Genomic DNA, 26,475 nt, shown 5'->3' with positions numbered 1-26,475 from the left:
AGAAACAGCGTGAAAGCACTGAGCATTCATCGAAGCAGCCGGGGGTTTACCTTGGTCGAGCTGATGGTCGGCATCACGGTCGGCCTGCTGGTCGTGCTGGCGGTCACCCAGTCGGTCGCTTTCGTCAGCCAGCAGCGCAAGGCAACCACCGGCGGCAACGATGCGCAGGAGAATGCGCAAGCTGCGCTGGTTTATCTGGACCGCGCCCTGCGCAATGCTGGCTACGGCTTGTACGGGCGGAGTAGTGAGATGTCCTGCACGTCTTATAACGTGAAATATGATAATCCAAGTGGCGCAGATATTATTGTTAATGGGGGAGCAGATATATCGACAGTCCCGGGTATTGTGACGCCACTTAATGGAATGGTGGTGCGTATCGAAAGTGGGGTTGATAGCGCGCCTGATGGGTTGACATTCTATCAGGCAGGCCCTTCGGCAGTGACCCCGCTGGGGGATGATGGCTCAATTAGAATTGTCGGGAATAAACCACAAGAGTCGGCAAATTTCGATGTGGATAAGACTGTCGGAGTCTCTGATGGAGACGTTGTTTTAATCCGGGATCCAAATAATTCGGCCACACCGTGCACTCTTTTTACGGTAACTAAAGTTACCAGTGCAGGGCCTGACTCAAAGATCCAGCATAATTCAGGGCAAAAGGGAGCTTACAATCTCCCTGGTGGTCAAATTAACAAAACATTTACTAACTACAGTTACCCTGCGGGCTCAATTATTCAGCGCGCAAATACGACATCTGTTAGCACGTATCTGATTTCTTCGAACCAGCTGGCGGCCTGCATGTCCAGTTTGACCGCGTGTGTCGGCAATAGCCAAACCCCACTGGTCGACGGCATCGTCCAGCTACAGGCGCAGTACGGTATCAGCGCCAACGCAACCTCCAAAGAAGTGACTGAATGGAAAGATCCGATCGGCGTTTGGGCAAACCCGAGCCGCGAGGACGCCAAACGTATCCGCGCGGTGCGCTTGGTAGTGGTCGCCCGCAGCGCAGAGGCTGCTCCCGACGAAGTAACGGCCGCGTGCACCAATGCCGCCAAGGTCGCCAACTTCGGACCGTGCTCTTTCCAGGATGCGGCGGCGCCAGTGATTGACCTGCGTAATGTCCCCCGTCCGACTGGTCGCGATTGGCAAAACTACCGCTACCGCGTGTACACCGCAGTGATACCGCTGAGGAACGTCGTATGGAACCTCTAAGCAAAGGGCGTCGCCAACGCGGGGCGGTGCTGTTTGTCACGCTGATCGTGCTGGTGGTGTTGATGCTTGCCGGCGTCGCCGTGGTGCGCTCGATGGAAACGTCCAGCCAGATCGCCGCCAATACTGCCTTCCGGCAGGCGACCATGCAGGCGGCGGATCGCGCGATCGTCCATGCACTCAACAAAATGCCCAGCCTTGTCAACGATAGTGCGGGCAATACGGGGGTCGCCAACCTCTACCTTGCTACACGCTCGACCAATAAAGACGATTTTGATACACGTGGCATCCCCAAGGCGATCAATTGGGCCAACGTCAGCTGCACCAACGATGACGGTACCAACGGCAATTGCGCGGCGAACAACGGTGACTACCGCTTCCAGTACGTGATCGAACGGCAGTGCTCGTCCAACCCGACTTTAACCGATGAAGTAGACGTCAAGAAAAAGTGCGCGTACGAATTGACGGGTGGGGCGGTTGAGGTCAGGTACCGCGTGTATATCCGGGCACAGGGGCCGCGTGGCACCGAGTCGTTTTACGAGGTGATGTTGGGAGGGGCATACAATTGAAAAACGCTCGAAATATTTTACTGGCAGGTACGGTCGCCGCTTTCCTGCCCGTTTTTTCGGTAGCTGCGGTGTCAATTAGCGATGTGCCGCTGGCGGTTAAAAATAACGTCCGCACAAATTTCATATTCATGCTTGACGATTCTGCTTCGATGGGGAGTATGAGCCCAAAAATTGGCAATAAGTACCGAATCGATATAGTCAAGAGCGCCTCCACGGCTGTATTGGATAAGCTACCAAAAGATAAGTCGCGAGTCGCATTAGTAACCTTCGCTAATGCAAAATCTGGCTATGGTAAAAATGGTGGGGAGCTTGATTATGCATTGACCGATTTGACATATGCATCTTTGACTGATATTAAAGAAAGTATTCAACAGCTGTCTGCTAGTAACTACACGCCTTTGTCCGAAACGTTGTCAGGAATCGGAAATTATCTTGCACGTGAATCAGGCTCAGAGTCTATAAAATTTGTTGATTCGAATGGAATGAGTCAAGCTGTCTCGCGAACGGATTTCTTTGCTCAAAATAACACTGGGAGGGGCGAACTAGTCGGGGCATCAACGGCCACACCTGCGGTGCAATATTGGTGCCAGCGCTCGAATATTATAGTGATGACCGATGGAAATCCGACGGAAGATGTAGGGCTGTCAGACAATAGATATCTGCGTGACTATGACGGTGATTGTTCAAAACCTACTAGTGGCTGTGGACAATACGATAGAAAAGGCACTCTGACTACAGAAAATAGTCATCCAAATACTAAGCACCCAGTTGGTACAGTCCACGATTACGAAGATGGCGAATTGAAGGGTAGTAAAAAAACACTTGAGTATGGCAGCGATTACCTGGATGACGTGGCGCAAGCCCTGCACGAGGTTGACTTGAGGCCGGATTTAAAGCCGCCGCCAGGCAAGAATAAAGGGAAGTTAATTTCCGTTTACATGATCGGCTTTGCAGATTCGACGCTAAAAAATTCACCGCTCATGCAGGAGGCGGCTTGGCAAGGTGGCGGTGGCAAGCTGTTGTTTGCCACCGACGAAGCTGAGCTTACGAAAACTTTTCAGGAAGCGATCGACGACGCATTCTCCAAGGAAAATGCTGCAGCGGCAATTGCAGTCGTCAATCCTCACGTCGAGGTCGACGATGCCGCGTATGCGTCGCGCTACAGTTCGGCCAACTGGAGCGGCGACCTGAGGGCCTACCGGCTTGACCCCAGCACCGGTATCCCTGTTGTAACACCTGAGAAAGAGTACGAGTGGTCTGCTGCCAAAATGCTCGCCTCACGCCAAGCGAATACTCGCTATGTAGTGACTCATAACGGCAGCACGGTTACGAGCCAGCCAAAGGGTGCGACTTTTGGTAATACAGCAACGACAGGGCAATCTGTTGCAGCTCTTCGAACGGTCCCCCTTGGCGATATCGTCAATGCCGAGCCGGTGATCGTCAAATACCCGGATGGACGCACTGTCGTGTTTCAGGCTGCCAACGACGGCATGTTGCACGCATTCGAGGGCAAACTGGACGGTGGTGGCACCGAACTGTTCGCCTATGTGCCGCGCGCGCTGTATACGGGATCGACTCCGGCACTGTCGGCGACTACGCGCCCGCTCGCCTCCGTCGCCGATCATAAATTTTTGCTCGATGCGACTCCCGCTGTCGCCGACATCGATGGTAAAAAGCTCTTGGTTGGTGGGCTTGGCAAGGGCGGCAAGGCGTATTACGCGCTTGACATTACCAGTCTGCCTGCTGATCCCATCAAAGCTAAAGAGACCGATTACATCGGCACGGTGAAGTGGGAAGTCACCCCACCCAACGCAGGCTTCAGCTTTGCGACGCCGCTGATGGTCAATACCAGCAATGGCTGGCGCGTGGTGGTGCCTTCCGGCTACCGCGCGCAAGGCGACAATGGTTCTGGTTACGTGTTCCTGCTCGACCCGGCGGACGGCAGCGTGAAAATGACCATCCCGACAGGTGAGGCTGGAGACCTTGCCTACCTTGCCAAACTGCAGGACGCTGGGGCAGCAGCCGTGGTCGACGTGATCTACGGCGGTGACACCCAAGGCAACCTGTTCCGCTTCAACCTGAAGGACGGCAAGGCGATACGCGTCGCACAACTAAAGGATGGCAGCGGTGTGGCGCAACCGGTCACTTCGCCGCCGCTGGTGACCGCTGGCAGCAAGGCCGGCGAGTACAAGGTGTTTGTCGGCACCGGCCAGTATTTGGACGAAGCCGATATCACTTCGACGCAGTTGCAGACGCTGTACGGAGTGATCGATGACAGTAGCGTGGCTGCACCAGTGTTGCCCTCCATCCGAGGTAGCAATGGCGCCAGCTGCCCGACGGGCGGTGGTGATGGTGCATTCGTCTGCCAAACCCTGACCGGCGACGATTCGTCAGGCTATACGGTGAGCGCCAACGCCCTTGGTAGTAAGAAGGGCTGGTACGTCGACCTGCCGGTCAGCGGGTCTCGCATCATCTCGCAGGGGGCGCTGTCGCGCGGCGGCGTGCTGGTCTACACCGCCAACAAGCCGACCAATAAGCCGTGCGAACCCGGCGGCACAAGCTATTTGTTGACGGTCAGCCCGAGCAACGGCGGCCAGTTGGCCGACAAAGAGAAGGGGATGGTAAAGATCAGCACTGCGTTGGGTAGCCGGCCGGTGCTGGTCGAGACCGCCGACGGCGAGCGTGCGCTGGTGCGTCATGCCGACCAGACTTTTACCAGCACCAAATTGTGGTCTCCCCAAGTGCCGGGCAAGGCGAAATTCAGAGTCCTGTCGTGGCGGGAACTGTTGTAGCTGCTGCGAGCGGGGGGGCGGCTGGGCAATGCTCAGCCCCGCCTGAGCCCCCGCATCGCGCGGGTGAGGCCGTCTACCGTCAGCGGGAACATGCGGCCTTCCATGCGTTCCTGCAGCATGGCAATCGACTGCACGTAGGGCCAGCGCGACGCGTCCTCGGGGTTCAGCCACGCCGCGTGGCGAAAATGCTGGGTGAGGCGTTTGAGCCACACTTCGCCGGCTTCCTCGTTCATGTGTTCGACGCTGCCGCCGGGGTAGGCGATCTCGTACGGGCTCATCGTCGCGTCGCCGACGATCACCAGCTTGTAGTCCTGGCCGTAGGTGTGGATCAGGTCCCACACCGGCAGGGAGCTGGAGTGCCTGCGCGCGTTGTCTCGCCACACCGTCTCGTACACGCAGTTGTGGAAGTAGAAGGTCTCCAGGTGCTTGAACTCGCTGCGCGCGGCGGCAAACAGCGATTCGCACACGCGGATGTGGTCGTCCATCGACCCGCCGATGTCGAACAGCACGATCACCTTCACCGCGTTGTGTAGCTCGGGCTCCATTTGCAGCGAAAGATGGCCGGCGTTGTGCGCGGTGGCGGCGATGGTCGCGGGCAGGTCGAGCACTTCGGCGCTACCTTCGCGCGCGAATTCGCGCAAGCTGCGCAGCGCGACCTTCAGGTTGCGGGTATCGAGTTCGCTGTCGCCGTCCAGGTTGCGAAATTCGCGCTTGTCCCACACCTTGACCGCACGGCGGTGGCGCGACTTCTCCTGCCCGACGCGGATGCCTTCCGGGTGGTAACCCCAGGCGCCGAACGGGCTGGTGCCGCCGGTGCCTATCCACTTGTTGCCGCCCTGGTGCCGGCCGTGCTGCTCCGCCAGCCGCGCCTTCAGCGTCTCCATCAGCTTGTCCCAGCCCAGCGCCTTCAGCGCCTGCTTCTCTTCGTCGCTCAGGAATTTCTCGACTTGTTTTCTTAGCCATTCCTCGGGCAGTTCGCGCGCGTCGTCAGCGAGCGACGATTCGATGCCGTGCGCGAAGCGCGCGAACACCTGGTCGAAGCGGTCGAAGTGGCGCTCATCCTTGACCAGCACGAGCTTGGCCAGGGTGTAGAAGTCATCGACGCGGCCGAAGGCGAGGTGTCGGCGCAGCGCGTCCATCAGCACCAGCCATTCCTTGATCGAGACGGGGACGCCGGCTTCGCGCAGCGCGTAGAAGAAGTCGAGTAGCATGATATGCGGGTGGTGACAGCGTCAGGCGATTGGCTTAGAGTGAAAATACTATGACAAACGACCGTTTGAACGGTCGCCCGGCCACACGAGGATAACATCATATGGACGCACCGACCGCCCCGCTCATGCTTTCCGGCGACCTTGCCGCGCGGCTCGACGCCCTGCGCGGCGCGTGGCGCGCCGACCCCGACCCCCCGCTCGCCGCGCGGCAGCGGGTGCTGGATGCGCTTGGCGAAATGCTGCTGAACCATAAGGGCGAGTGGGGTGCCGCGGTATCTGCCGACTTCGGCCACCGGAGCGACACCGAGACGCGGCTTGCCGAGCTGTTTCCGTCGATGGAAGGCATCCGCCACGCGAAGAAACACCTGGCGCGCTGGATGAAGCCGCAAGGACGGCCGGTGTCTTTCTGGTTCAAGCCGGCGCGTGCCCATGTCCGGCCCCAGCCGCTGGGCGTCATCGGCGTGATCGTGCCGTGGAACTACCCCGTCTACCTCGCGGTAGGGCCGATGTTGGCCGCGCTTGCCGCCGGCAACCGGGTGATGGTCAAGATGTCGGAGTTCACGCCCAAGACCGGCGCGCTGATGGCCGCGCTTTGCAAGCGTTACCTCGCCGGCTGGGTCGACGTGGTGGAGGGCGACGCGAACGTCGCCGCCGCTTTCTCGGCGCTGCCGTTCGACCATCTGCTGTTCACCGGGTCGACCGCGGTGGGCCGCCACGTGATGCGCGCGGCGAGCGAGCACCTCACGCCGGTGACGCTGGAGCTGGGCGGCAAGTCGCCGTGCATCGTCGCGCCGGGGTTCGACGCGCGCCGCGCGGCCGAGGGCATCGTGGTCGGCAAGATGCTGAACGCAGGGCAGACCTGCGTCGCGCCGGACTACCTGCTGGTGCCAGAGGGCGAGGCACCGGCGCTTGTCGACGCGGTCAAGGCCGCCGCCGCGCGCATGTACCCGACGCTCGCCGCCAACCCAGACTACACGGCCATCGTCAACTCGCGCCACCACGCGCGGCTCACCGGTTTGCTCTCTGAGGCGGCCGCGCAGGGCGCACGGCTCACCGAGGTCAACCCCAAGGCGGAAGACCTGGCTGCCTGCGGCAAGCTTGCGCTCACGCTGGTCGAGGGTGCGCCGGAGGGCACGCGGCTGATGCGGGACGAGATCTTCGGCCCGCTGTTGCCCATCGTGCCTTACCGCAGCTTCGACGAGGCGCTCGCCTACGTGAACGCGCGGCCGCGCCCGCTGGCGCTCTACCTCTTCGACACCGACAAGGCGCGCATCGCCCGCGCCGAGCGCGAGACGATCGCCGGCGGCATGTGCGTGAACACCACGGTGCTGCACGTCGCGCAGGACGACTTGCCGTTCGGCGGCGTCGGCGCGTCCGGCATCGGCCACTACCACGGCCACGAGGGCTTCCTCACCTTCTCCAAGCTCAAGCCGGTGCTGACCATGCCGCGCCTCAATACGCTGTGGCTGCTGCATGCGCCGTACGGCGCGCGCGCGCGCTGGCTGCTCGCAAGGATGCTCGGCCGATGAGGGCCGACCGCCGCCGTTTCATTAAGGGAAGCCTCGCCGCTTCTCTGCTGCTCGCCGGCGCGGCCTGGCTCGCCCGGCCCGACGCGACGCAGCCCGTGCCGCTTGCCGGTGCGCGTTTCCTGCAGGGGCAGGACGCGCCCATGCTCGGCGCGCTGGCCTCCCCCATGTTGGGGCTCTCGCTCACCGCAAGCGAGCGCGAGGCCGTGCTGCGCGGGGTGGACGCGGCGGTGGCCGGCATGCCGCTGGCGGTGCAGGCCGAGGTGAGGCAGCTGTTCGACCTGATAGGCTCCAACTGGGGCCGGCGCTACTTGGCCCGGGTCACGCCCGCCTGGGGTGAGGCCAGCGCCGCCGAGGCCGCGGCCTTTCTCGAGCGCTGGCGTACCGCGCCTATTGCGTTGTTGCGCGCCGGCTATCAGGCCTTGCACGCGCTGATTAATGCCGCGTGGTACGGGCAGGCGCCAAGCCACGCCGCCATCGGCTACGCGCGGCCCGAGTTCGCGAGGCGCTTGTTCGAATGACCAGCCCAATCCAAGACACCTCGCTGGATGGCCTCGCCCGCGGCTGGCGGGTCACCGACGCGTCCACGCTCAAGGCGAACCAGAACCTCGAATGCGACGTGGTGATCATCGGCAGCGGCGCCGGCGGCGGCATGGCGGCCGAATCGCTGGCGCGGCGCGGCCTCTCGGTGGTACTCATCGAGGAGGGTGGCTTGCTTGGCGCGAGCCGCTTCAGGATGGACGAGGCGCTCGCCTACCCGGAGCTCTACCAGGAGTCCGCCGGGCGGCAGACGGCGGACAAGGCGATCACCATCCTGCAGGGGCGCACCGTCGGCGGCTCGACCACCGTCAACTGGACGAGCTCGTTCCGTACGCCCGCCACCACGCTGGCCTGGTGGCGCGACGCGCACGGCCTCGCGGGGCTGACCGACGCCGAGATGGCGCCGTGGTTCGCGCAGGTGGAGGCGCGCCTGTCGATCGACACCTGGGCGCTGCCGCCCAACCCCAATAACAGCGTGCTGGAGAAGGGTTGTGCGGCGCTGGGTCTCTCCAGTGCGCGCATGCGCCGCAACGTGAAGGGCTGCTGGAACCTCGGCTACTGCGGGATGGGCTGCCCGACCAACGCCAAGCAAAGCATGCTGGTGACCACCATCCCCGCCGCGCTCGACGCGGGCGCGCATCTGCTTACCCGCACCCGTGCCGAGCGCCTGCTGCTGCAGGGCCGCCGTGTGACGGGGGTGTCGCTTGCCGCCTTGGGCGCGGACGGCATCCGCCCAAGCGGGCCAGTGCTGACCGTGCGCGCGCGCGAGGTGGTGCTCGCCGCAGGCGCCATCGGCACGCCGGCGATCCTGCTGCGCAGCGGCGCGGCCGACGCGTCGGGCCAGACCGGCAAGCGTACCTTCCTGCACCCGGTGGTGCTCTCCGGCGCGGTGATGCCCGAGGCGATCCGGCCGTGGCAGGGCGCGCCGCAAAGCGTGTACTCGGACGAATTCCTGCACCGCTGGCCGCTGGCCGAGCGTGTCGGCTACAAGCTCGAAGTGCCGCCCATCCACCCGGTGCTGCTCGGCACCACCCTGACCGGCTTCGGCAGCGCGCACCGCGAGCAGATGCGGCAGATGCCCAACCTCAACGTGATGCTCGCGCTCACCCGCGACGGCTTCCACCCGGACAGCCAGGGCGGGCAGGTGAAGCTCAGGGGCGACGGCTCGCCGCTGCTCGACTACCCGCTGAGCGAACCCTTGTGGGACGCGTTCCGCCACGCCTGGCTGACCATGGCCGAGCTGCAATTCGCCGCCGGCGCGCAAAGCGTGCTGACCGTGCACGAGGACGCCGCGCCTGCGCGCACGCTTGCCGAGGCGCACGCGCAGCTGCAGGCGCTGCCGCTCGAGGTACTGCGCGCGCGGGTGGTCAGCGCGCATGTGATGGGCGGCGCGGCGATGGGGCAGGACGAGCAAAGCGGGGTGGTCGACGCGTACGGCCGCCACTGGCAGTACGACAACCTCACGGTGGTCGACGGCTCGGTGTTCCCCACCAGCATCGGTGCCAACCCGCAGCTGTCGGTGTACGCCTTCGCGGCGCGCAGTGCCGACGCGCTGGGCAAGCGGCTGGCCTAGCGCGCGCGCTGCGCTTGCCCGCCCCTGCACCCGGCCCGCGCTGGGTGTCGTTTTTTTGGCGCAGCAGAGCAAGGCTGTCTGACCCAGCTCAAGCCCGGATCATGCCTATGTGTTAAAATGCTAATGAATAGTCATTCATTTATCAGGGGTCGGCATGAAGGCCTTGCTCGGTGGTGTATGCCTGTGTGCGGCGTTCGCCGCGCACGCGGAATCACTGGAACAGGCGTGGCAGGCGGCGCTCGCCAATAACCAGGCGCTGTTTGCTGCGGGTCTCAGGGTCGAGGCTGGCGCGGCGACGCTCGAGGCCGCGCAGGCGGCGGCGGGCCCGGCGCTGGCGGTGAACGCCGACCTGCGCCGCTTTGACCGCGCGCCGCAAGGCCGGGTCGACCTCTCCGCGCTGAGCGGCGTGCCGCAGCTTGCGCCGCTTGGCCTGCCTGCCGAGGCGAGGTTCGACTTGACCGACCGCGTGAACACCTATGCCGGCGTGCGGGCGACACTGCCCCTCTATACCGGCGGCGCGCTGGACGCGATGGCGGCGGGCGCACGCGCCGGGCAGGACGCGGCGCGCGCGCGCGAGGACGCGCTGCGCCAGTCGCTCAAGCTTGCGGTCGGGCTCGCCTACCTGGACGTGCTGCGCGCCGAGGCGCTTGGCAAGGTCGCCTTGCAGCAGGTCGCGACGCTGAGCGCCTACCGGCGCGACGTCGGCAACTTCTACCGCGAGGGCGTGGTGGCGCGGGTCGACGTGCTGGGCGCGGACACCGCGCTTGCCGCCGCACAGGGGCGGCGCATCGAGGCGGACAACGCGCTGGAACTTGCGCGTGCCGCGTACAACCGCTATCTGGGCCGTCCGCCGGCAAGCGCGGTGAGCGTCAGCGACCCGCAGCTTGCCGCGCCGGGGCTTACCGCCGCTTACCTTGCCGGGCGCGCCGGCAGCCGCGCCGAACTGGCCGGGCTGGAGAAGCTCGCCCAGGCGCGCAGCGAAGCGGCGCGCGCCAAACGCGCCGACGCGGCGCCGCAGCTGGCCGCGTTCGCCGCGTACGACTGGCTGGACAACCCCAACCTCGTGCGCAAGGGCGCGGCGTCGGTCGGCGTCGGCATGCACTGGCAGCTGTTCGACGGCGGACTCGCGCGCGCCCAGGCGCGCGCGCTCGAACGCGAGGCCGACGCGCTGCTGGCCGAACGTGCCGACACCGAGCGCGCGATCACGCTCGAGCTTGCGCAGGCGGCAAGCGAGCTTGCCAACGCCGAGGCCCGCTTCAAGGTGGCCGACAGCGCACTTGCCCAGGCCGCCGAGCAGCTGAAGATCCAGACCAACCGCTACCGCAACGGCCTCGCGACGCAGACCGACGTGCTCGCCGCGCAGACCATGCATTTTGACAGCCAACGCAACGCCGAAGACGCCCGCTATGGGTGGCAGGCCGCCAGCCTGCGCCTGCGCCGCGCCGCGGGCCTCCTGTAAGGGGACGAAAATGCCGAAGAAAACACGAATCCTTGCCGTAGCGGGACTTGCCCTGGTCGCCGTGCTGGCGGTTGGCGCGTGGTGGCTGAACCGCGCCCCCGAGCTGCCGGCGGGGCTCTTAGCCGTTAACGGCCGCGTCGAGGGTGACCGCACGCTAATCAGCACCAAATATCCGGGACGGCTCTCCGAGGTGCTGGTCGGCGAAGGCGACACGGTGCGCGCGGGCGACGTGCTGGCCCGCCTGTCGTCGGAGGAAGTCGACGCGCGCAAGGCGGCGCTCGACGCGAAAGTGATGCAGGCTGAGGCGGCGCTCTCCCGTGCCCGCGCGCAGGCGGCGCAGGCCGAGCGCGACGCACGCCGTTTCGAGGCCTTGCTCGCGCAAGGCTCGGTCGAGCGGATGCGTGCCGAGCAGATGCGCCTGATGGCGACCCACGCGCACGAGGCCGTGACCCAGGCACGCGCGCAACTGCAGGAGGCGCAAGCGGGCGCCCGCGAAGTTGACAGCATGCAGGCCGAGCTGACCCTCAAGGCGCCCACGGCAGGCGTGGTGCTCAGCCGCCTGCGCGAGCCGGGCGAAGTGCTCGCCGGTGGTGGTTCGGTGTTCGAGCTTGTCGACCTCGACAAGCTGCACCTGAAAGTCTACGTGCCCGAGCGCGAGATCGGCCGCGTCGCGCGCGGCCAGGCGGCCAGGCTATGGATAGACGCGCTGCCGGACGCGCCGTTCGACGCGAAGGTCAGCCAGATCGCCGCGCGCGCCGAATTCACGCCCAAGGAAGTGCAGACCGCCGACGAGCGGGTCAAGCTCGTGTACGCGGTGAAGCTGAATGTCGCGGCCAACCCCGGCCACCGTCTCACCCCCGGGGTGCCGGCCGACGCGGTGATCCGCATCGACTCAGCGACCCCGTGGCAGAAACCGCGCTGGTAGACGCCATGCCAGACTGGGTGATCCGCAGCGAAGGCTTCGGCAAGCGATACGGCAAGCGCCAGGCGGTGTCCGGCATCAGCCTCGCCGTGCGCGCGGGCGAGCTGTTCGGGCTGATCGGCCCGGACGGCGCGGGCAAGTCCAGCCTGATGAAGGCCGTCGCCGGCGTGCTCAAGTACGACAGCGGCACGCTTGAGGTATTCGGCACCGACATGGCGCGCGACGCGGCGGCCGAGTCGGTCAAGGCGCGCATCGGGCTGATGCCGCAGGGGCTGGGGCAGAACCTGTACGGCGACCTCTCCGTCGAGGAGAACGTCGACTTCTTCGCGAAGCTGCGCCTGGTGCCCGATGAGCTTGCGCGCGAGCGCAAGGAGAAGCTGCTCGGGGTGACCCGGCTCGCCAACTTCCGTACGCGGCCGATGAAGCAGCTCTCCGGCGGCATGAAGCAGAAGCTTGGTCTGGTGTGCACGCTGATCCACGCGCCTGAGCTGATCGTGCTAGACGAGCCGACCACCGGCGTCGACCCGGTGTCGCGCCGCGACTTCTGGCAGATCCTCGCCGAGCTGGTTTCTTCGCAAGGGCTGTCCGCCCTGGTGTCGACCGCGTACATGGACGAGGCGAGCCGCTTTGCGCGGATGGCGCTGATGCACGAGGGCAGGGTGCTCGCGCAGGGGCAGCCCAAGGAGATCCTCGCGCTGCGCGCGGGCAGCGTGGTCAGCTGCGTGCCGCACGAGCAGGTGCGCGCCCGCGCGGCGCTCGCCGCGAACTACGCGCAGGTCGAGGCGCTCGGGCCGCGCCTGCGGGTGTTCGTGCCCGAGCTTGCGCGCGAGGCGGCCGAGGGCGCGGTCACCCGGCTGATCGACGCCGCGGGCGGCGCCACCGCCTACGACTCGGGCGAGGCGGAGCTGGAAGACGTGTTCGTCGCGCTCCTGGCCGGCAGCCACACGAGCGCGGACGCGGGCGAGGCGTCGGCAGCGCCTGCCGCCGCGGGTAACGCGGCGGCACCGGCGATCGAGGCGATCTCGCTGGCGCGCCGTTTCGGCGATTTCGTCGCGGTGTCGGACGTGAGCTTCACCGTGCGCGAGGGCGAGATCTTCGGCCTGCTGGGCGCCAACGGCGCCGGCAAGACCACTGCGATCAAGATGCTGACCGGCATCCTGCCGCCGAGTAGCGGCGGCGGGCGCATCGCCGGCGTCGACATCGCCCGCGAGCTTGGGTGCGTCAAGTCGCGCATCGGCTATATGTCGCAGGCGTTCTCGCTCTACCTCGACCTGACGGTCAGCGAGAACATCCGCCTGTACGCCGGGTTGTACGGGCTTACGCGCGCCGAGCGCGCCGCGAGGCTGGACTGGGTGCTCGAGATGGCCGGCCTGCATGCGCTCGCCGACACGCTGGCTGCCGAGCTGCCGATGGGCCAGCGCCAGCGCCTCGCGCTCGGGTGCGCGCTGGTGCACCGTCCGCGCGTGCTGTTCCTGGACGAGCCGACCTCCGGGGTCGACCCTGTCGGCCGGCGCGCGTTCTGGGACGTGCTGTTCCGCCTCTCGCGCGTCGACGGGGTCGCCTTGCTGGTGACCACCCACTACATGAGCGAGGCCGAGCACTGCGACCATCTGGCGCTGATGTTCGCCGGGCGCATCGTCGCCGACGCGACGCCCGGGGCGATGAAGGCGGCGCTCGAGCAAGACATGGGCGCGCTGTACGAGGTCAGCGGCGAGAAGGCGCCGGCCTTCGCGCCGGTGCTCGCCGCCGCCGGCATCACCGGGGTGTCCGTACACGGGCGCAACCTGCACGTACTGTGCCGCGATGGCGCGCGCCTGACGGCGCTGGCGGGCGGGCAAGGCGGCTTGCAGGTGCGCGCGCGCGCGCTGACGATGGAGGACGTGTTCGTCGAGCGGGTGCGGGCGCTGGAGAAGGAGGCCGGGCGATGAAGCTTGAGCGGGTACGGGCGCTGGCGTGGAAGGAGTGGCGCGAGATCGTGCGCGACCGGCTCTTTTTCGCGCTCGCCTTCGTGGTGCCGGCGCTGTTGATGGTGCTGTTCGGTTACGGGCTGTCGTTCGACGTGGAAAATGTGCCGTTCGCGCTCATCGACCACGACCGGAGCGTGCAAAGCCGCGACTACGGCTACCGCTTCATCGGCTCGCGCTACTTCGACTTCAAGGGCTACGCCGCGGACGAGGCGGACGCCTACGACTTGATCGCGGGCGGCGAGGTGCGCGCGGTGCTGGTGATCCCGCCCGGTTTCGGGCGCGACCTCGCGCAAGGCCGGCCTGCCCGGGTGCAGACGCTGATCGACGGCACCTTCCCCAACCGCGCGCTGACCATCCGCGGCTACGTGAGCGCGATCAACGCCGAGCGTTCGCTCGACTCGGCCGCGAACTATCTGGCCGCGCGCAGCGGCACGCCTTACGCCGACGTGCGCGCGCGATTGCAACCGGTCTCGCTCGAGGTGCGCTACCTCTTCAACGAGGCGGTGCTGAGCATCTGGTCGCTCGCGCCCAAGCTGATCATGCTGATCCTGATGATCTCGCCGCCCTTCCTGACCGCGCTGGGGGTGGTGCGCGAGAAGGAGAACGGCTCAATCTTCAATATCTACGCGTCCGATATCAGCCGCGGCGAGTTCCTGCTGGGCAAGCTTGCGCCCTACGTGGCGATCTCCTGCGTGAACAGCCTGTTGCTGTGGCTGATGGCGGTCGGCCTCTACCGGGTGCCGTTCAAGGGTGACTTCGCGTTCTTCGCGCTCGCCAGCATGGTGTACGTGGCGTGCACCACCGGCATCGGCCTCGTGGTGTCGGTGCTGGTGCGCACGCAGATCGCCGCGATGATCGTCACCATGGTGATCACGCTGATCCCGGCGGTGCTCTATTCGGGGCTGATCATCCCGGTGGCCTCCCTGTCGGACGCTGCGTCCTTCGTCGCGCACGCAATGCCGGCGATGTACTACGCGGACATCGTGGCCGGCTGCTTCCTCAAGGGGGCAGGGGGCGCCGAGCTGTGGCGGCCGCTGCTGGTACTCGCGCTCTACGCCTGCGCGCTGTTTGCCGCCGGCTACGCGCTTTTCAGCAAGAGGCCCGCATCATGAACGCGCTGTCACGCTGGTGCTTGCAACTGAGGGTGATGTTCGGCAAGGAGCTGCGCCAGCTGGGACGCGACCGCGTGCTGCTCGCCTTCATCGTGTACGCGTTCACCGTCGACATCTTCCTCGCCGCGTCCGGGGTGTCGCTGCAACTGAAGCTGGCGTCGACCTTTGTGCAGGACGTCGACCACAGCAGCGCCTCGCGCGAACTGGCCAGCCGTTTCTTGCCGCCTTACTTCCAGGTGAAGGGCGCGCTGGAAGACGAGCGCGCGGCGGACGCGGCGCTCTCAAGCGGGCGGGCGATGCTGGTGCTGACAGTGCCGGCGGGCTTCGGCGAAGACCTCGCGCGCGGCGAGCCTACCCACGTGCAGCTGCAGGTCGATACCAGCAACGCGGTGCTCGGCTTCCTGGCCGCCAGCTACGCCGAGCAGATCGTCGCGCGCTTCGGCCTGGAAACGCAGCAGGCGGGCAAGACGCCGCTGCCCGTGATCGAGAACCGCACGCGGGTCTGGTTCAACCCCAACCAGGAAGACAGCTGGTTCATGGGCATCTCGGAGCTCCTGAACGTGATCACCATCTTCTCGGTGCTGTTGCCGGCGGCCGCCGCCGTGCGCGAGAAGGAGCGCGGCACCATCGAGCAGTTGCTGGTCAGCCCGCTCACCCCGCTGCAGATCCTGTTGCCCAAGGTGCTGTCGATGACGGTGGTGATCCTGGCCGGCACGGCGCTCGCGCTGTTCTGCGTGCTCAGGCCGTGCTTCGGCGTGCCGATGGCCGGCAGCGTGCCGGCGTTCTTCGCGCTGACCGCGCTTTACGTGTTCACCAGCGCGGGCTTCGGCCTGCTGGCGGCGACCGTCGCGCGCAACCTCGCGCAGGCTGGGATGCTGACCATCCTGATCCTCGCGCCGATGCTGTTCCTCTCTGGTGCGTGGACGCCGCCGGAGGCGATGCCCGAATGGCTTGCGGTATTCACACACTTTTCTCCGTTGTATTATTTCATCAATATTTCATTTGGCCTGCTACTGAAGGGACAAAGCGTCGCCGCGTTATGGCCTTCGGTGTTCGACATGATGGCGCTGGGCATGGCTGCTTTCGCTGCCGGCTTGTTGCGCTTCAGAAGGCAGTTCGGTTAATTTGCCCATTTTGGATATATTTGTCCGCCAAGGGCGGGCGACGCCCGTCATCATGCTCTCATTCCGTCAACGCTTGTATTGCCCGGGCACGCTGGCCCGCCAGGCCGCGCTTTGGGTCTGCGCGCTGTCGCTGCTGGTGGCCGCGCTGGTCTGGGCGCTGGGCAGGCTATGGCTGATTCCGGCCATCGAGACAGGCGAACGTGCCGCCGCCAGCGCCGAGGCACTGCGCATGCGCGACAGCTACCTTGAGGCCGCGTCGGGCATGGTGCGCGCACAACGGGACTGGACGCGCTGGCAGCAACTGGCCGACGCCGCCAACGGCGTGGGGCTCGAGCACCTGCTACCCTACGTCAGCCCGGCGCGCCTGGCCGACCTCGGCGTCGACTGGGTGGCCCTCTTCAAGCCTGACGCCTCTACCGTCTTCACGGCAGAACTCTCCGGGCGGCAGGTGATTTTCGACAGCCAGCGCCTGGCCGGCGCGCTGCGCCCGGACAGCGAGTTCGGCCGCCACCTGTACCGTCTTGCCGCCTCGGGCGACCCGTATGTGATCTCGGGCATCGTCCGCTTTCCGACCGGCCCTTACTATATTTCGCTCGCGCCGGTGCAGGGCCTGCACGCGAGCGGCGAGCCGGCCGGCTTCCTGCTGTGGGCCTCCCGCGCCGACCGCATCGTGCTCAGGAGCCAATCGACCTTCCTGCGCAACAACACCCGCGTGCTGTCGCTGACCTCGCGTCAATTGCCTGACGAGGTGGTCGCGTGGCGGAATGCAGGCCGGACCACCGATGCGCCGCTGACGCTGATGCGCAGTTATCGTGTCGACAGCTGGATAGGCGTGAGCGACCTGGACGGCCGCCCCGCGCTCTTCCTCGGCCAGAGCCTGCGCCGGGACCAGTCGCAGCTTGCCTCCGCGCAGGTCAACCGGCTGGCCCTCATCGCCGTCGCCGCGATCCTGCTGGTCGGTCTGGCCGCGGTATGGGTCGTGCAAAGCCGGCTGGGCGCGCGCCTCGCCGCGCTGGGCGGCGCGCTGCGGCGCCTGGAACGCCCGGGTCAGGTCGAACCGCTGGCGATCCGCGCCGACGACGAGCTTGGCGAAGTGGTCCGCGCGGTCAACACCCTGATCGGCCGCAAGAATGCCGCCGAGGCGGGACGGGTGATCAGCGAGCAGCGTTTCGAGCACCTGTTCGAGCACCTGGCGCACGGGCTGCTGCTGGTCGAAGGCGGGCGGGTCGTCCAGGCCAATCCGGCTGCCGGCGAGCAGTTTGGCGACTGTCTGCCGGGCACGGCACTTGCCGGGCTTTTCTGCGATGACGACGCGCGGGCGATGGCGATATGCGCGCGCTGCGCGGAGCCCGCGGGCCAGCAGGTGTCCTGGCGCGGTCAGTGCCGGCTGCTCGGACGTAGCGGTGCGTTCGAAGCGGAATTGACGGCCACCCGCCTGCCCGGCGCGGACGGAGGCGGCTTGTTGCTGCAGGTCGACGACATCAGTGAACGCGAGGCGAACTGGCACGCGGTTCGCCAGCTGGCGTTCCACGACGCGCTGACCGGCCTCGTCAACCGGACATTATTCCTCGACCGTCTCGAGCACAGGCTGGCGCAGGACGCGCGCGCGGGTGGCACATTCGTGCTGATGTATATGGACCTGGACGGCTTCAAGGCGGTCAACGACCATCTGGGGCACGCGGCGGGCGACAGGGTGCTGCAGGTCGCCGCTCAAAGGATGGCTGCCTGCCTGCGCGACGGGGATACCCTGGCACGCCTGTCGGGGGACGAGTTTGCCTTGCTGCTGGAGGGCGAGCCGGGGCACGGGAGGGTCGTGCAGATCGCAAACAGGCTGCTCGCCGAGCTGAAAGCGCCGATCGTGCTTGACGGCGGGCCGGTGAGGGTGTCGGCCAGTATCGGCGTGCTCCTCGCGCAGGCTGCCGGCATGTGCGCGGCGACCGCGCTCGAGCGGGCGGACGCCGCGATGTACCGGGCCAAGCACGCGGGCAAGGCGGGCATCGCCTTCTGGGACGGGACGCCCCTGACTGCCTGAACCCATCGGCCGGCGCCTGTGCGCGCGCAGACTCGGCCCAAGTAGCCGGTGCCGGCCAGGGCTGCCGGCCTGGACAAGAGGCTAGCGGTAGCGCGCGTCGAGCGCCTTGAAGCTTTCGAGGTGGTCGGCGCTGACGTAGGGGCGCATCAGCGCGAGCACCTGGCGTGCGCCGCGCCGGCCGGTGTCCGGCGAGATCGGCACCTTGGGCTTGGCCGACTGCTCGAACGCGTACCAGAACTTGACGACGATCCAGATATTGACCGCCAACAGGCTGATGGTTTCCTCGTCGTCGAAACGGAGGAAGCCCGACTGCTGGAAGCCCTTCAGGAAGGCGATCATCATCGGCTGCAGTTCGGTACCGATGAAGTGGTGGTACTCGGCCTGCATCTGCGGGTTGCGCGAGAGCAGCCCCGGCAGGTCGTCGAACATGAAGCGGAAGCGCCAGAAACCCTGGAAGATCGCGTCGAGGTAGCGCGACAAGTCGTCGACCGTCGGCGCGCGGTCCGCCGGCGGCGTCAGCTGCTCACGGATGAAGGCCTCGTACTCGCGGAAGATCTGGAAGACGATCTCTTCCTTGTTGCGGAAGTGGTAGTACAGATTGCCCGGGCTGATGCCCAGGTGCGCCGAAATATGGTTGGTGGTGATCGCCCGTTCGCCGTGCTCGTTGAACAGCTTGAGGCTCTCGATGATGATCTTGTCGTAGGTTTTGATCCGGGTCTTGCTCATGGGAATCAAGCCTGTTGGGAAGGTGAAGGTTGGACGTTGCCTGCCGAAGCGTCGTCGGCAGGCTCGGGGAAGGCCTCGCGCAGGAAATGCTTGAGGATGAGCTGCTCGGTCCGCTGACGCGACTTGGCGGGCAGCGCGATGCGCAGGCTCAAGAGATAGCTCGTGTCGTTCAGCGTCTGCACCGACACCCGCGGCTCGACCGACGGGGTGTCCAGGTGGTGGATCGCCTCGATGCGCGACATATGCCTTTGCGCGGCGGCAAGGAAGGGCGCGACGGCGTCCTGGGCGGCGGCGAGCAGCAGGCGTTCGGCGCGCGCGGGCGGCAGGCTCAAGGGCAGGGTCAGCTTGACCGTGTGCACGACGTACTCGCCCATGTAGTTTTCCTGGATCACCGGCTGCGTCAGCAGCAGGCTGTGCGGGAAGGCGAGGGCGCGGCCGGTCATCTGGTGGCTGTCGTGCTCGGGGCCGATTTCCATCACCGTGGTGGTCAAGAGGCCGATGTCGACCACCCGCCCGCGGATGTGGGCGACCTCGATGTGGTCACCGAGGCCGTAGCTGTTCGACGCGCTCCGAAGCAGGCCGCCGGTCAGGCACATGATCAGCTCCTTGGTCGCCAGGATCACCGCGGCGGCAAACGCGAGCATCGACACCGCGATGGTCTGCAGCTCGGACGCCCAGATCAGCGCGATGCCGGCGACGCCGGTGATGAACAGCACGTTGCGCGCGGTGATCGACCAGCGCCGCCTGTCGTCCAGCGTCCAGTCGGTGTTGGCGCCGATGGCGCGGCCGATCGCGATCCTGAGCGCGACCAGCACGGCGACGAGCACGCCCGAGCGCACGATGTCCGCGGCGTAGCTGCCGCGCATCGTCTGCCAGAATTCGTACAAGTCACCCGCCGCCATGTCCGCTCCGCAATGCTCAGTCGTTCAGCTTGACCGCGTGTTCGCGCGTCTCGTGGAACACGATGTCCGGCCAGCGCTCCTGCGTGAGCTGCAGGTTCACACGGTTGGGCGCGAGGTAGGCAAGGTTGCCGCCGGCGTCGACCGCGATATTGCCCGCCAGCGCCTTGACGAAGTCGTCGAGCTTCCTGCGGTCATCGCAGCTGAACCAGCGCGCCGACCAGATGCTGGCTGACTCGAAGATCGCGTCGACGCCGTACTCGGCCGCCAGACGCGAGGCGACCACCTCGAACTGCAGCACGCCGACTGCCCCCAGGATCAGGTCGCCGCCGGTCTCCGGCTTGAACACCTGCACCGCGCCTTCCTCGCCCAGCTGCTGCAGGCCCTTGGCCAGTTGCTTGAGTTTGAGCGGGTTGCGGATGCGCACCGAGCGGAACATCTCCGGCGCGAAGAACGGGATGCCGGTGAACGACAGCGCCTCGCCCTCGGAGAACGAGTCGCCGATCTGGATGTTGCCGTGGTTGGGGATGCCGATGATGTCGCCGGCAAACGCTTCCTCGACGATCTCGCGGTCGTGCGACATAAAGGTCACCACGCTGGACGCCGCGATGTCGCGGTTCAGGCGCAGGTGCTTCATCTTCATGCCGCGCTCGAAGCGACCCGAGCACACGCGCATGAAAGCGATGCGGTCGCGGTGCTTGGGGTCCATATTGGCCTGGATCTTGAACACGAAGCCGGAGAATTTCTCCTCGGCCGGGTCGACCACGCGCACCGTCGCGTCGCGTGGCTGCGGGGCGGGCGCCCAGTCGATCAGCGCGTCGAGGATCTCGCGCACGCCGAAGTTGTTGATCGCCGAGCCGAAGAACACCGGGGTGAGCTCGCCGGCGAGGAATTCCTCGAGGTTCCACTCGTTGGACGCGCCCTTGACGAGCTCGATCTCCATGCGCAGCTGTTCCATTTCCAGCGGGAAACGCTGGTCGAGCTCGGGGTTGTCTATGCCCTCGATCAGCTCGATATCGGTGATCAGCCGGTCGGAGCCGGCCTCGAACAGGATCACCTGATCGGTCAACAGCGAGTAGACACCGCGGAAATTCTTGCCCATGCCGATCGGCCAGGTGATCGGCGCGCAGCGGATCTTCAGCACGTTCTCGACCTCGTCAAGCAGCTCCAGGCTGTCGCGCACTTCACGGTCGTACTTGTTCATGAAGGTGACGATAGGCGTGTCGCGCAGTCGGCATACGTTCAGAAGCTTGATCGTCTGCTCCTCGACGCCCTTGGCCGCGTCGATCACCATCAGCGCGGCGTCGACCGCGGTCAGCACGCGGTAGGTGTCTTCCGAGAAGTCCTGGTGGCCCGGGGTGTCCAGCAGGTTGACCGTGTGTTCGCGGTAGTCGAACTGCATCACGCTCGAGGCGACCGAGATGCCGCGCTGCTTCTCGATCTCCATCCAGTCGGAAGTCGCGAACTTGCCGCCCTTCTTGCCCTTGACCGTGCCGGCCATCTGGATCGCGCCGGAGAACAGCAACAGCTTCTCGGTCAGCGTGGTCTTGCCCGCGTCGGGGTGGGAGATGATGGCGAAGGTGCGCCGGCGGGCGGCCTCGGCGGCGATACGGGTCAACTCGGTGGACATTGCGCGTTCGGGGTGGGGATTTCGTAAACCGCGCATTGTACCGAATTTTGCCAAGGCTCGCCGGGCAGCCATTTCATGGTGTTGCAGGTACAATGTCGGCATCCGATTTTGCGCAGGATCTTCCAGAATGTTTACCGGGATCGTCCAGGGGATGGCCGAGCTTGTCGCCGTCGCCGAAAAGGAAAATTTCCGCACCCACAAGGTGCGCCTGCCCGAGGCTTTGCTGCCCGGCCTGCAACTGGGCGCATCGGTCGCGCACAACGGCGTGTGCCTGACCGTGACAGGGATCGAAGGCGACGTCGTCGCGTTCGACCTGATGCAGGAGACGCTGCGCGCGACCAACCTGGGCGCACTGAAGGTTGGCGACCGGGTGAACGTCGAGCGCGCCGCGCGTTTCGGCGATGAGATCGGCGGCCATGCGATGTCCGGCCACGTGCTGTGCACGGCGCCCATCGTCAGCGTGATTGACACGCCGAACAACCGCACCGTGCGCTTCGCCTTGCCCGAACCTGTCCGCAAATACGTGTTCGACAAGGGCTACATCGGCATCGACGGCGTCAGCCTGACCGTCGGTGACGTGAAAAACGGCGAGTTTTCCGTCTTCCTGATCCCCGAGACACTGGCGCGCACCAAGCTGGGTGGCTGCGCGGTGGGCGACATCGTCAATATCGAAGTCGACCCGCAGACGCAGGCGATCGTCGACACCGTCGAGCGCGTGCTCGCGCAAAGGGCGTCCGCATGATCGCGAAAGACACGCCGTTTGTCGCGTCGTACAGCGGCGGCAAGGATTCGACGCTCGCCCTGTGGCGCGCGGTGCGCGCGGGCGCACGTCCGCTTGCGCTGCTGACCATGCTCGACGAGACGGGCGAGCGCAGCCGCTCGCACGGCGTCTCCCCTGCGGTACTGGACGCGCAGGCCGCCCTGCTGGGCTTGCCGCGCATCAGCGGGCACGCGAGCTGGGGCGATTACGAACGCGTGTTCGTCGAGAAGCTGGGGCACGCGCGAGAGATGGGTGCTGCGGCCGCGGTGTTCGGCGACATCGACCTCGTTGCGCACCGGCAATGGGAAGAGCAGGTGTGCTTAGCGGCGGGCCTTGCGCCGGAGCTGCCGCTATGGGGCGAGGACAGGCTTGCCCTGGTGCGCGAGTTTGTCGACGCGGGCTTTACCGCGCGCATCGTGGTGATCCGCCGCGACCTGATGGCCGACGATTATCTGGGGCAGGTGCTGGACCACGCGCTGATCGCGCGGATGCTCGCCGAGGGGATAGACCCGTGCGGCGAGGCAGGCGAATTCCATACGCTGGTGACCGGCGGCCCCTTGTTTGGCGCACCGCTCGCGCTGGATGTGCGCGGGGTGCGCGCGGATGGTAATTACCTGAGCCTTGATTTTGGGCTTGCCGCCAGCATTTGAAGTTTGCATACATAGAACGCAGGGATGGTCCCTGTTACAAAGGCTGAAAAATGAAGATCTCCCCCATCCAGGACATCATCGACGATATCCGTGCCGGCAAGATGGTCGTGCTCGCCGACGCCGAAGACCGCGAGAACGAGGGTGACCTCGTGATGGCGGCCGAGCATGTGAGCGCCGACGCGATCAACTTCATGGCCAAGCACGGCCGCGGCCTGATCTGCCTCACGCTGACCGCCGACAAGTGCGAGGCGCTCGAGCTGCCGCTGATGACCAGCAAGAACGGCACGCCCTTGGGTACCAACTTCACGGTCTCGATCGAGGCCGCGCGCGGGGTGACCACCGGCATTTCGGCGGCCGACCGCGCGCGCACCGTGCAGGCGGCCGTCGCGCGCGACGCGCAACCGTCTGACCTGGTGCAGCCGGGGCATATCTTCCCGCTCAAAGCGGTCGAGGGTGGGGTGCTTGCGCGCGCCGGGCATACCGAGGCGGGTTGCGACCTGGCCGGGCTCGCCGGGCTCGCGCCGGCGTCGGTGATCTGCGAGATCATGAACGACGACGGCACCATGGCGCGCATGCCAGAGCTGATCGCGTTCGCCGAGCAGCATGGCCTGAAGGTGGGCACCATCGCCGACTTGATCGCCTACCGCAGCCGCACCGAGAGCCTGGTCACCCGTACCGGCTCGCGCGAGATCGTCACCCCGTTCGGCGAGTTCGAGCTGCACGTGTTCCGCGACACCACCGGCGAGGACACCCATCTCGCGCTGGTCAAGGGCGACATCCGCGCCGACGATGAGGTACTGGTGCGCGTGCACGAGCCCTTGTCGGTGATGGACCTGCTCGATCCGCTCGCCAGCGCGCACAGCTGGACGCTGCCCTTCGCGCTGGAGACCATCGAAGAGGCGGGCAAGGGCGTGGTCATCCTGCTGCACCGCACCGAGAGCGGCGACGACCTGGCCGCGCGCGCGTTGCCGGTGCCTGGCGAGGCGACCCCGCGTGCCGCCTGGGACAGTAAGTTCTTCGGCATCGGTGCGCAAATGCTCAAGGCGGTCGGCGTCGGACGCATGCGCCTGATGGCCTCGCCGGTTAGCCTGCCGTCGATGGTCGGTTTCGACCTGGAGGTCGCCGGCTTCTGCCAGCCGCAATCGCTGCATATCGACATCTGACCCTTGTTTTGCCCGTGCCCGCCGCCGCCCGCGTGCACGGGCACGTGTTTTCCGGTAAAATCCCGCGCCTTGCCGCGCAAGGCGCGCCCACCCCCATGAGCAGGAGAGCAGCATGCTGGACGCCGTCCGTCGTATCGAATCCAACCTCAACGGCCAGGGCCTTCGTGTCGGCGTCGTGATGAGCCGCTTCAACGAGGATGTCTGCCACGGCCTGCGCGACGCCTGCCTGTCCGAGCTGTCCGTGCTGGGCGTCGCTCCGGCCGACATCACGCTCGCCTCGGTGCCCGGCGCGCTGGAAATCCCGCTGGTGCTCAAGACCATGGCCGAAAGCGGCCGCTTCGACGCGCTGGTCGCGCTGGGTGCGGTGATCCGCGGCGAGACCTACCATTTCGAGCTGGTTTCCAACGAGTCCGGCGCCGCCGTCACCCGCGTGACGCTGGACGCCGCCTTGCCGATCGCCAACGCGATCCTGACCACCGAGACCGACGAGCAGGCCGAGGTGAGGATGGAAGAGAAGGGCCGCGACGCGGCCCGCGTGGCGGTCGAGATGGCCAACCTGCAAAAAGCCCTGCGCGGCTGAACACCTGCCGCGCCCGATCTTTAATAAGGACAACACCATGAAAACCGCACGCCGCCGTGCCCGCGAGTTTGCCGTACAAGGCATCTACGAGTGGCTGCTGAACCCGGAAACCCCGGCTTCGCTGATCGAGAAGCACCTGCGCGAGAACGACTACTTCGTCAAGGCTGACGAGGCGCTGTTCCGCAACCTCCTGTACACCGTGATCAAGGACGCGGCCGAACTCGGCCCGCTGGTGGACCGCTACCACGAGCGCAAGGCCGAAGAGGTCAGCCCGGTCGAGCGTTCGGTGCTGCTGATGGCCGCGATGGAACTGACCCAGCTGCCGGAGACGCCGTACCCGGTGATCATCAACGAGGCGATCGAGATCACCAAGACCTTCGGTGGCACCGACGGCCACAAGTTCGTCAACGGCGTGCTCGACAAGCTCGCTGCCGACGTGCGCGCCGAAGAGGTCGCCCGCCAGAAGTCGCGCCGCCAGGGCGCGCAGGGCTGAGTCTGCCACCCGCTACACGCACACCCGCCACGGCGGGTGTTTTTTTGCCCAGATGAACGAATTCCAATTGATACGCCGCTATTTCGACCGTCCCGCGCCGGGCGCCGTGCTCGGGGTGGGCGACGACGCGGCCATCCTCGCACCCGCGCCCGGCATGGAACTGGTGGTGACCACCGACATGCTGGTCGAAGGAAGGCACTTCTTTGCCGGTACCGACCCCGCGTCGCTCGGCCACAAGACGCTGGCGGTCAACCTGTCCGACGTTGCCGCGATGGGTGCGCGCGCGCGCTGGGCGACACTGGCCGTCGCCCTGCCGGCGGCCGACGAGGCGTGGCTCGCCGCTTTTTCACGTGGATTTTTCTCGCTGGCCGATCGCCATGACGTCGACCTGGTCGGTGGCGACACCACCCGCGGCCCCTTAACGCTGTCGGTCACGCTGATCGGCGAAGTGCCGGCCGGGCAGGCGATCCGCCGCGACGGCGCAGTGGCCGGCGACGACATCTGGGTCAGTGGCGAGCTGGGTGGGGCGGCGCTGGCGGTCGCGGCGCGCTACGGCCGCGCGCCGGACGTAGGCTTAGACACCCTCCGTAATGCGGCGCGGCGGCTGGACTGGCCCGAGCCGCGCCTGCAGCTGGGTGAGCGCCTGCGGGGGCTGGCCAGTGCCGCGCTGGATGTCTCCGACGGGCTCACTGGCGATCTTGCGCACCTATGCGAACGCTCGGGCGTCGCCGCCGAGCTGTGGCTATCCGCGCTGCCTTGTGCCGAAGCGTTGTTGGCACTGCGATCCTCGGCACCGGCGCTGTTCGCCGCTGGCGGCGACGATTACGAGCTGTGCTTCACCGCGCCGCGTGCGCACCGTGCGGCCATCGAGGCCTTGCCGGCCGAGCTTGGTCTGCGGCTCACCCGTGTCGGCAGGGTGGCGGCGGGCGAGGGTGTTCGCCTCTTGGACGCGCCTGATGGTGCGCCCGTCCTTCTCACGCACACGAGCTACGACCACTTCCGATGACCAAACCCGACTTGCGTTTCCTGCTGGCCCATCCGGCCCACTTCCTGGCCCTGGGCTTCGGCAGTGGCCTCGCGCCGCGGGCGCCCGGCACCTTCGGCACGCTCGCCGCTTTTCCGCTTTTCGTCTTGTGGCTGTGGCTGGGGCTGCCCGAGGGACTGATGCTGCTGCTCACCGCCTTCCTGTTTGTCGCGGGGGTGCCGATCTGTGCGCGGGCAGGGCGCTCGCTCGGCGCGCACGACCCCGGCGCCATCGTGTGGGACGAGATCGTCGCCATGCTGCTGGTGCTGATCTACGCGCCGCCCACCGCGGCGGGCTGGCTGCTGGCCTTCGCCCTGTTCCGCCTGTTCGACATCGTCAAGCCCTGGCCGATCCGCGTGGTCGACGCGCGTGTCGGTGGCGGGCTGGGCGTGATGCTCGACGACCTGTTTGCCGCCGTGTTCGCGCTGGCCGTGCAGGCCGCCGTGTGGCGCGTGCTCGCCTAGGTGAGCGCGATACCTTGTGCGCGTCTACAACGGCAGGGTTGCCGGGAGATCCT

At 66.2% G+C, this 26,475-nt stretch carries 23 protein-coding genes; 19 read left to right on the top strand and 4 right to left on the bottom strand.

Going from position 1 to position 26,475, the window contains the following annotated elements:
* The first annotated feature begins 9 nt into the window (after positions 1-9).
* From E5K04_RS00820 to E5K04_RS00810, 3 genes are read left to right on the top strand one after another with little or no spacing between them, the layout of a single operon-like run.
* Positions 10-1,209: a PilW family protein gene (locus E5K04_RS00820; RefSeq protein WP_136551000.1), complete on the top strand. Its 1,200-nt coding sequence runs from the start codon at positions 10-12 to the stop codon at positions 1,207-1,209.
* Entirely contained in the window at positions 1,197-1,775 is a 579-nt protein-coding gene (locus E5K04_RS00815; protein ID WP_136550999.1) for a pilus assembly PilX family protein, read from the top strand. The genes E5K04_RS00820 and E5K04_RS00815 overlap by 13 nt, the downstream gene beginning before the upstream one ends.
* The gene (locus tag E5K04_RS00810) at positions 1,772-4,567 is read left to right on the top strand and encodes a PilC/PilY family type IV pilus protein (RefSeq protein WP_136550998.1); all 2,796 of its coding nucleotides are present in this window, start codon (positions 1,772-1,774) and stop codon (positions 4,565-4,567) included. The genes E5K04_RS00815 and E5K04_RS00810 overlap by 4 nt, the downstream gene beginning before the upstream one ends.
* Positions 4,568-4,599: 32 nt before the next feature.
* Here E5K04_RS00810 and E5K04_RS00805 read toward each other — a convergent pair whose 3' ends face one another.
* On the bottom strand, positions 4,600-5,778 hold the full coding sequence (locus E5K04_RS00805) for a vWA domain-containing protein (RefSeq protein ID WP_136550997.1): 1,179 nt from the start codon (positions 5,776-5,778) through the stop codon (positions 4,600-4,602).
* Positions 5,779-5,879: 101 nt separating this feature from the next.
* On the opposite strand from E5K04_RS00805, the gene E5K04_RS00800 reads away from it, so the two are divergent.
* The 9 genes from E5K04_RS00800 to E5K04_RS00760 all read left to right on the top strand — a co-directional run bounded on the left by E5K04_RS00800 (position 5,880) and on the right by E5K04_RS00760 (position 18,033).
* Positions 5,880-7,307 (top strand): coniferyl aldehyde dehydrogenase, encoded by a 1,428-nt coding sequence (locus E5K04_RS00800; RefSeq protein ID WP_136550996.1) that lies wholly within the window; start codon positions 5,880-5,882, stop codon positions 7,305-7,307.
* Positions 7,304-7,825 (top strand): hypothetical protein, encoded by a 522-nt coding sequence (locus E5K04_RS00795; RefSeq protein ID WP_136550995.1) that lies wholly within the window; start codon positions 7,304-7,306, stop codon positions 7,823-7,825. Before E5K04_RS00800 ends, E5K04_RS00795 begins: the two co-directional genes overlap by 4 nt.
* A complete protein-coding gene (locus E5K04_RS00790; RefSeq protein ID WP_136550994.1) occupies positions 7,822-9,417 on the top strand; it encodes a GMC family oxidoreductase in 1,596 nt (531 codons plus the stop codon). Before E5K04_RS00795 ends, E5K04_RS00790 begins: the two co-directional genes overlap by 4 nt.
* A gap of 154 nt (positions 9,418-9,571) precedes the next feature.
* Positions 9,572-10,876: a TolC family protein gene (locus tag E5K04_RS00785; protein ID WP_136550993.1), complete on the top strand. Its 1,305-nt coding sequence runs from the start codon at positions 9,572-9,574 to the stop codon at positions 10,874-10,876.
* Positions 10,877-10,886: 10 nt separating this feature from the next.
* On the top strand, positions 10,887-11,801 hold the full coding sequence (locus E5K04_RS00780) for an HlyD family secretion protein (RefSeq protein ID WP_136550992.1): 915 nt from the start codon (positions 10,887-10,889) through the stop codon (positions 11,799-11,801).
* Positions 11,802-11,806: 5 nt separating this feature from the next.
* On the top strand, positions 11,807-13,726 hold the full coding sequence (locus E5K04_RS00775) for an ATP-binding cassette domain-containing protein (protein WP_205700257.1): 1,920 nt from the start codon (positions 11,807-11,809) through the stop codon (positions 13,724-13,726).
* On the top strand, positions 13,723-14,877 hold the full coding sequence (locus E5K04_RS00770; RefSeq protein WP_136550990.1) for an ABC transporter permease: 1,155 nt from the start codon (positions 13,723-13,725) through the stop codon (positions 14,875-14,877). The genes E5K04_RS00775 and E5K04_RS00770 overlap by 4 nt, the downstream gene beginning before the upstream one ends.
* Entirely contained in the window at positions 14,874-16,001 is a 1,128-nt protein-coding gene (locus E5K04_RS00765; RefSeq protein WP_136550989.1) for an ABC transporter permease, read from the top strand. Before E5K04_RS00770 ends, E5K04_RS00765 begins: the two co-directional genes overlap by 4 nt.
* Positions 16,002-16,053: 52 nt before the next feature.
* On the top strand, positions 16,054-18,033 hold the full coding sequence (locus E5K04_RS00760; protein WP_136550988.1) for a diguanylate cyclase domain-containing protein: 1,980 nt from the start codon (positions 16,054-16,056) through the stop codon (positions 18,031-18,033).
* Between the two features lie 81 nt (positions 18,034-18,114).
* On the opposite strand, the gene E5K04_RS00755 is transcribed toward E5K04_RS00760, so the two are convergent.
* Genes E5K04_RS00755 through E5K04_RS00745 form a run of 3 tightly spaced genes read right to left on the bottom strand, consistent with a single transcriptional unit; the run spans position 18,115 to position 21,288 of the window.
* Positions 18,115-18,759: a TetR/AcrR family transcriptional regulator gene (locus E5K04_RS00755; protein ID WP_136550987.1), complete on the bottom strand. Its 645-nt coding sequence runs from the start codon at positions 18,757-18,759 to the stop codon at positions 18,115-18,117.
* 5 nt (positions 18,760-18,764) lie between these two features.
* Positions 18,765-19,661: a mechanosensitive ion channel family protein gene (locus tag E5K04_RS00750; protein WP_136550986.1), complete on the bottom strand. Its 897-nt coding sequence runs from the start codon at positions 19,659-19,661 to the stop codon at positions 18,765-18,767.
* A 16-nt stretch (positions 19,662-19,677) separates the two neighbouring features.
* Complete coding sequence (locus E5K04_RS00745) at positions 19,678-21,288, bottom strand: peptide chain release factor 3 (RefSeq protein ID WP_136550985.1); 1,611 nt, start codon at positions 21,286-21,288, stop codon at positions 19,678-19,680.
* Positions 21,289-21,415: 127 nt separating this feature from the next.
* Between E5K04_RS00745 and E5K04_RS00740 the strand changes: the two genes are divergently transcribed.
* From E5K04_RS00740 to E5K04_RS00710, 7 genes are all read left to right on the top strand, one after another.
* Positions 21,416-22,030: a riboflavin synthase subunit alpha gene (locus tag E5K04_RS00740; RefSeq protein ID WP_136550984.1), complete on the top strand. Its 615-nt coding sequence runs from the start codon at positions 21,416-21,418 to the stop codon at positions 22,028-22,030.
* Positions 22,027-22,698 (top strand): Dph6-related ATP pyrophosphatase, encoded by a 672-nt coding sequence (locus tag E5K04_RS00735; RefSeq protein ID WP_136550983.1) that lies wholly within the window; start codon positions 22,027-22,029, stop codon positions 22,696-22,698. Before E5K04_RS00740 ends, E5K04_RS00735 begins: the two co-directional genes overlap by 4 nt.
* 50 nt (positions 22,699-22,748) lie before the next feature.
* Positions 22,749-23,861 carry a bifunctional 3,4-dihydroxy-2-butanone-4-phosphate synthase/GTP cyclohydrolase II gene (gene ribBA, locus E5K04_RS00730; RefSeq protein ID WP_136550982.1) on the top strand — a complete coding sequence of 371 codons (1,113 nt, stop codon included), beginning with the start codon at positions 22,749-22,751 and terminating at the stop codon, positions 23,859-23,861.
* Positions 23,862-23,973: 112 nt separating this feature from the next.
* Positions 23,974-24,441, top strand: coding sequence for a 6,7-dimethyl-8-ribityllumazine synthase (ribH, locus tag E5K04_RS00725; RefSeq protein WP_136550981.1), 468 nt, complete (start codon positions 23,974-23,976; stop codon positions 24,439-24,441).
* 37 nt (positions 24,442-24,478) lie between these two features.
* Positions 24,479-24,934 carry a transcription antitermination factor NusB gene (gene nusB, locus E5K04_RS00720; RefSeq protein ID WP_136550980.1) on the top strand — a complete coding sequence of 152 codons (456 nt, stop codon included), beginning with the start codon at positions 24,479-24,481 and terminating at the stop codon, positions 24,932-24,934.
* Positions 24,935-24,986: 52 nt separating this feature from the next.
* Positions 24,987-25,940, top strand: a complete 954-nt coding sequence (gene thiL / locus E5K04_RS00715; RefSeq protein WP_136550979.1) for a thiamine-phosphate kinase — start codon at positions 24,987-24,989, stop codon at positions 25,938-25,940.
* A complete protein-coding gene (locus E5K04_RS00710) occupies positions 25,937-26,422 on the top strand; it encodes a phosphatidylglycerophosphatase A family protein (RefSeq protein ID WP_136550978.1) in 486 nt (161 codons plus the stop codon). Before thiL ends, E5K04_RS00710 begins: the two co-directional genes overlap by 4 nt.
* Positions 26,423-26,475 lie beyond the last annotated feature (53 nt).

The organism is Crenobacter intestini (assembly GCF_004919095.1).
Lineage (GTDB): Bacteria > Pseudomonadota > Gammaproteobacteria > Burkholderiales > Chromobacteriaceae > Craterilacuibacter > Craterilacuibacter intestini.
This window is presented reverse-complemented; position numbering and strand designations above follow the sequence as displayed.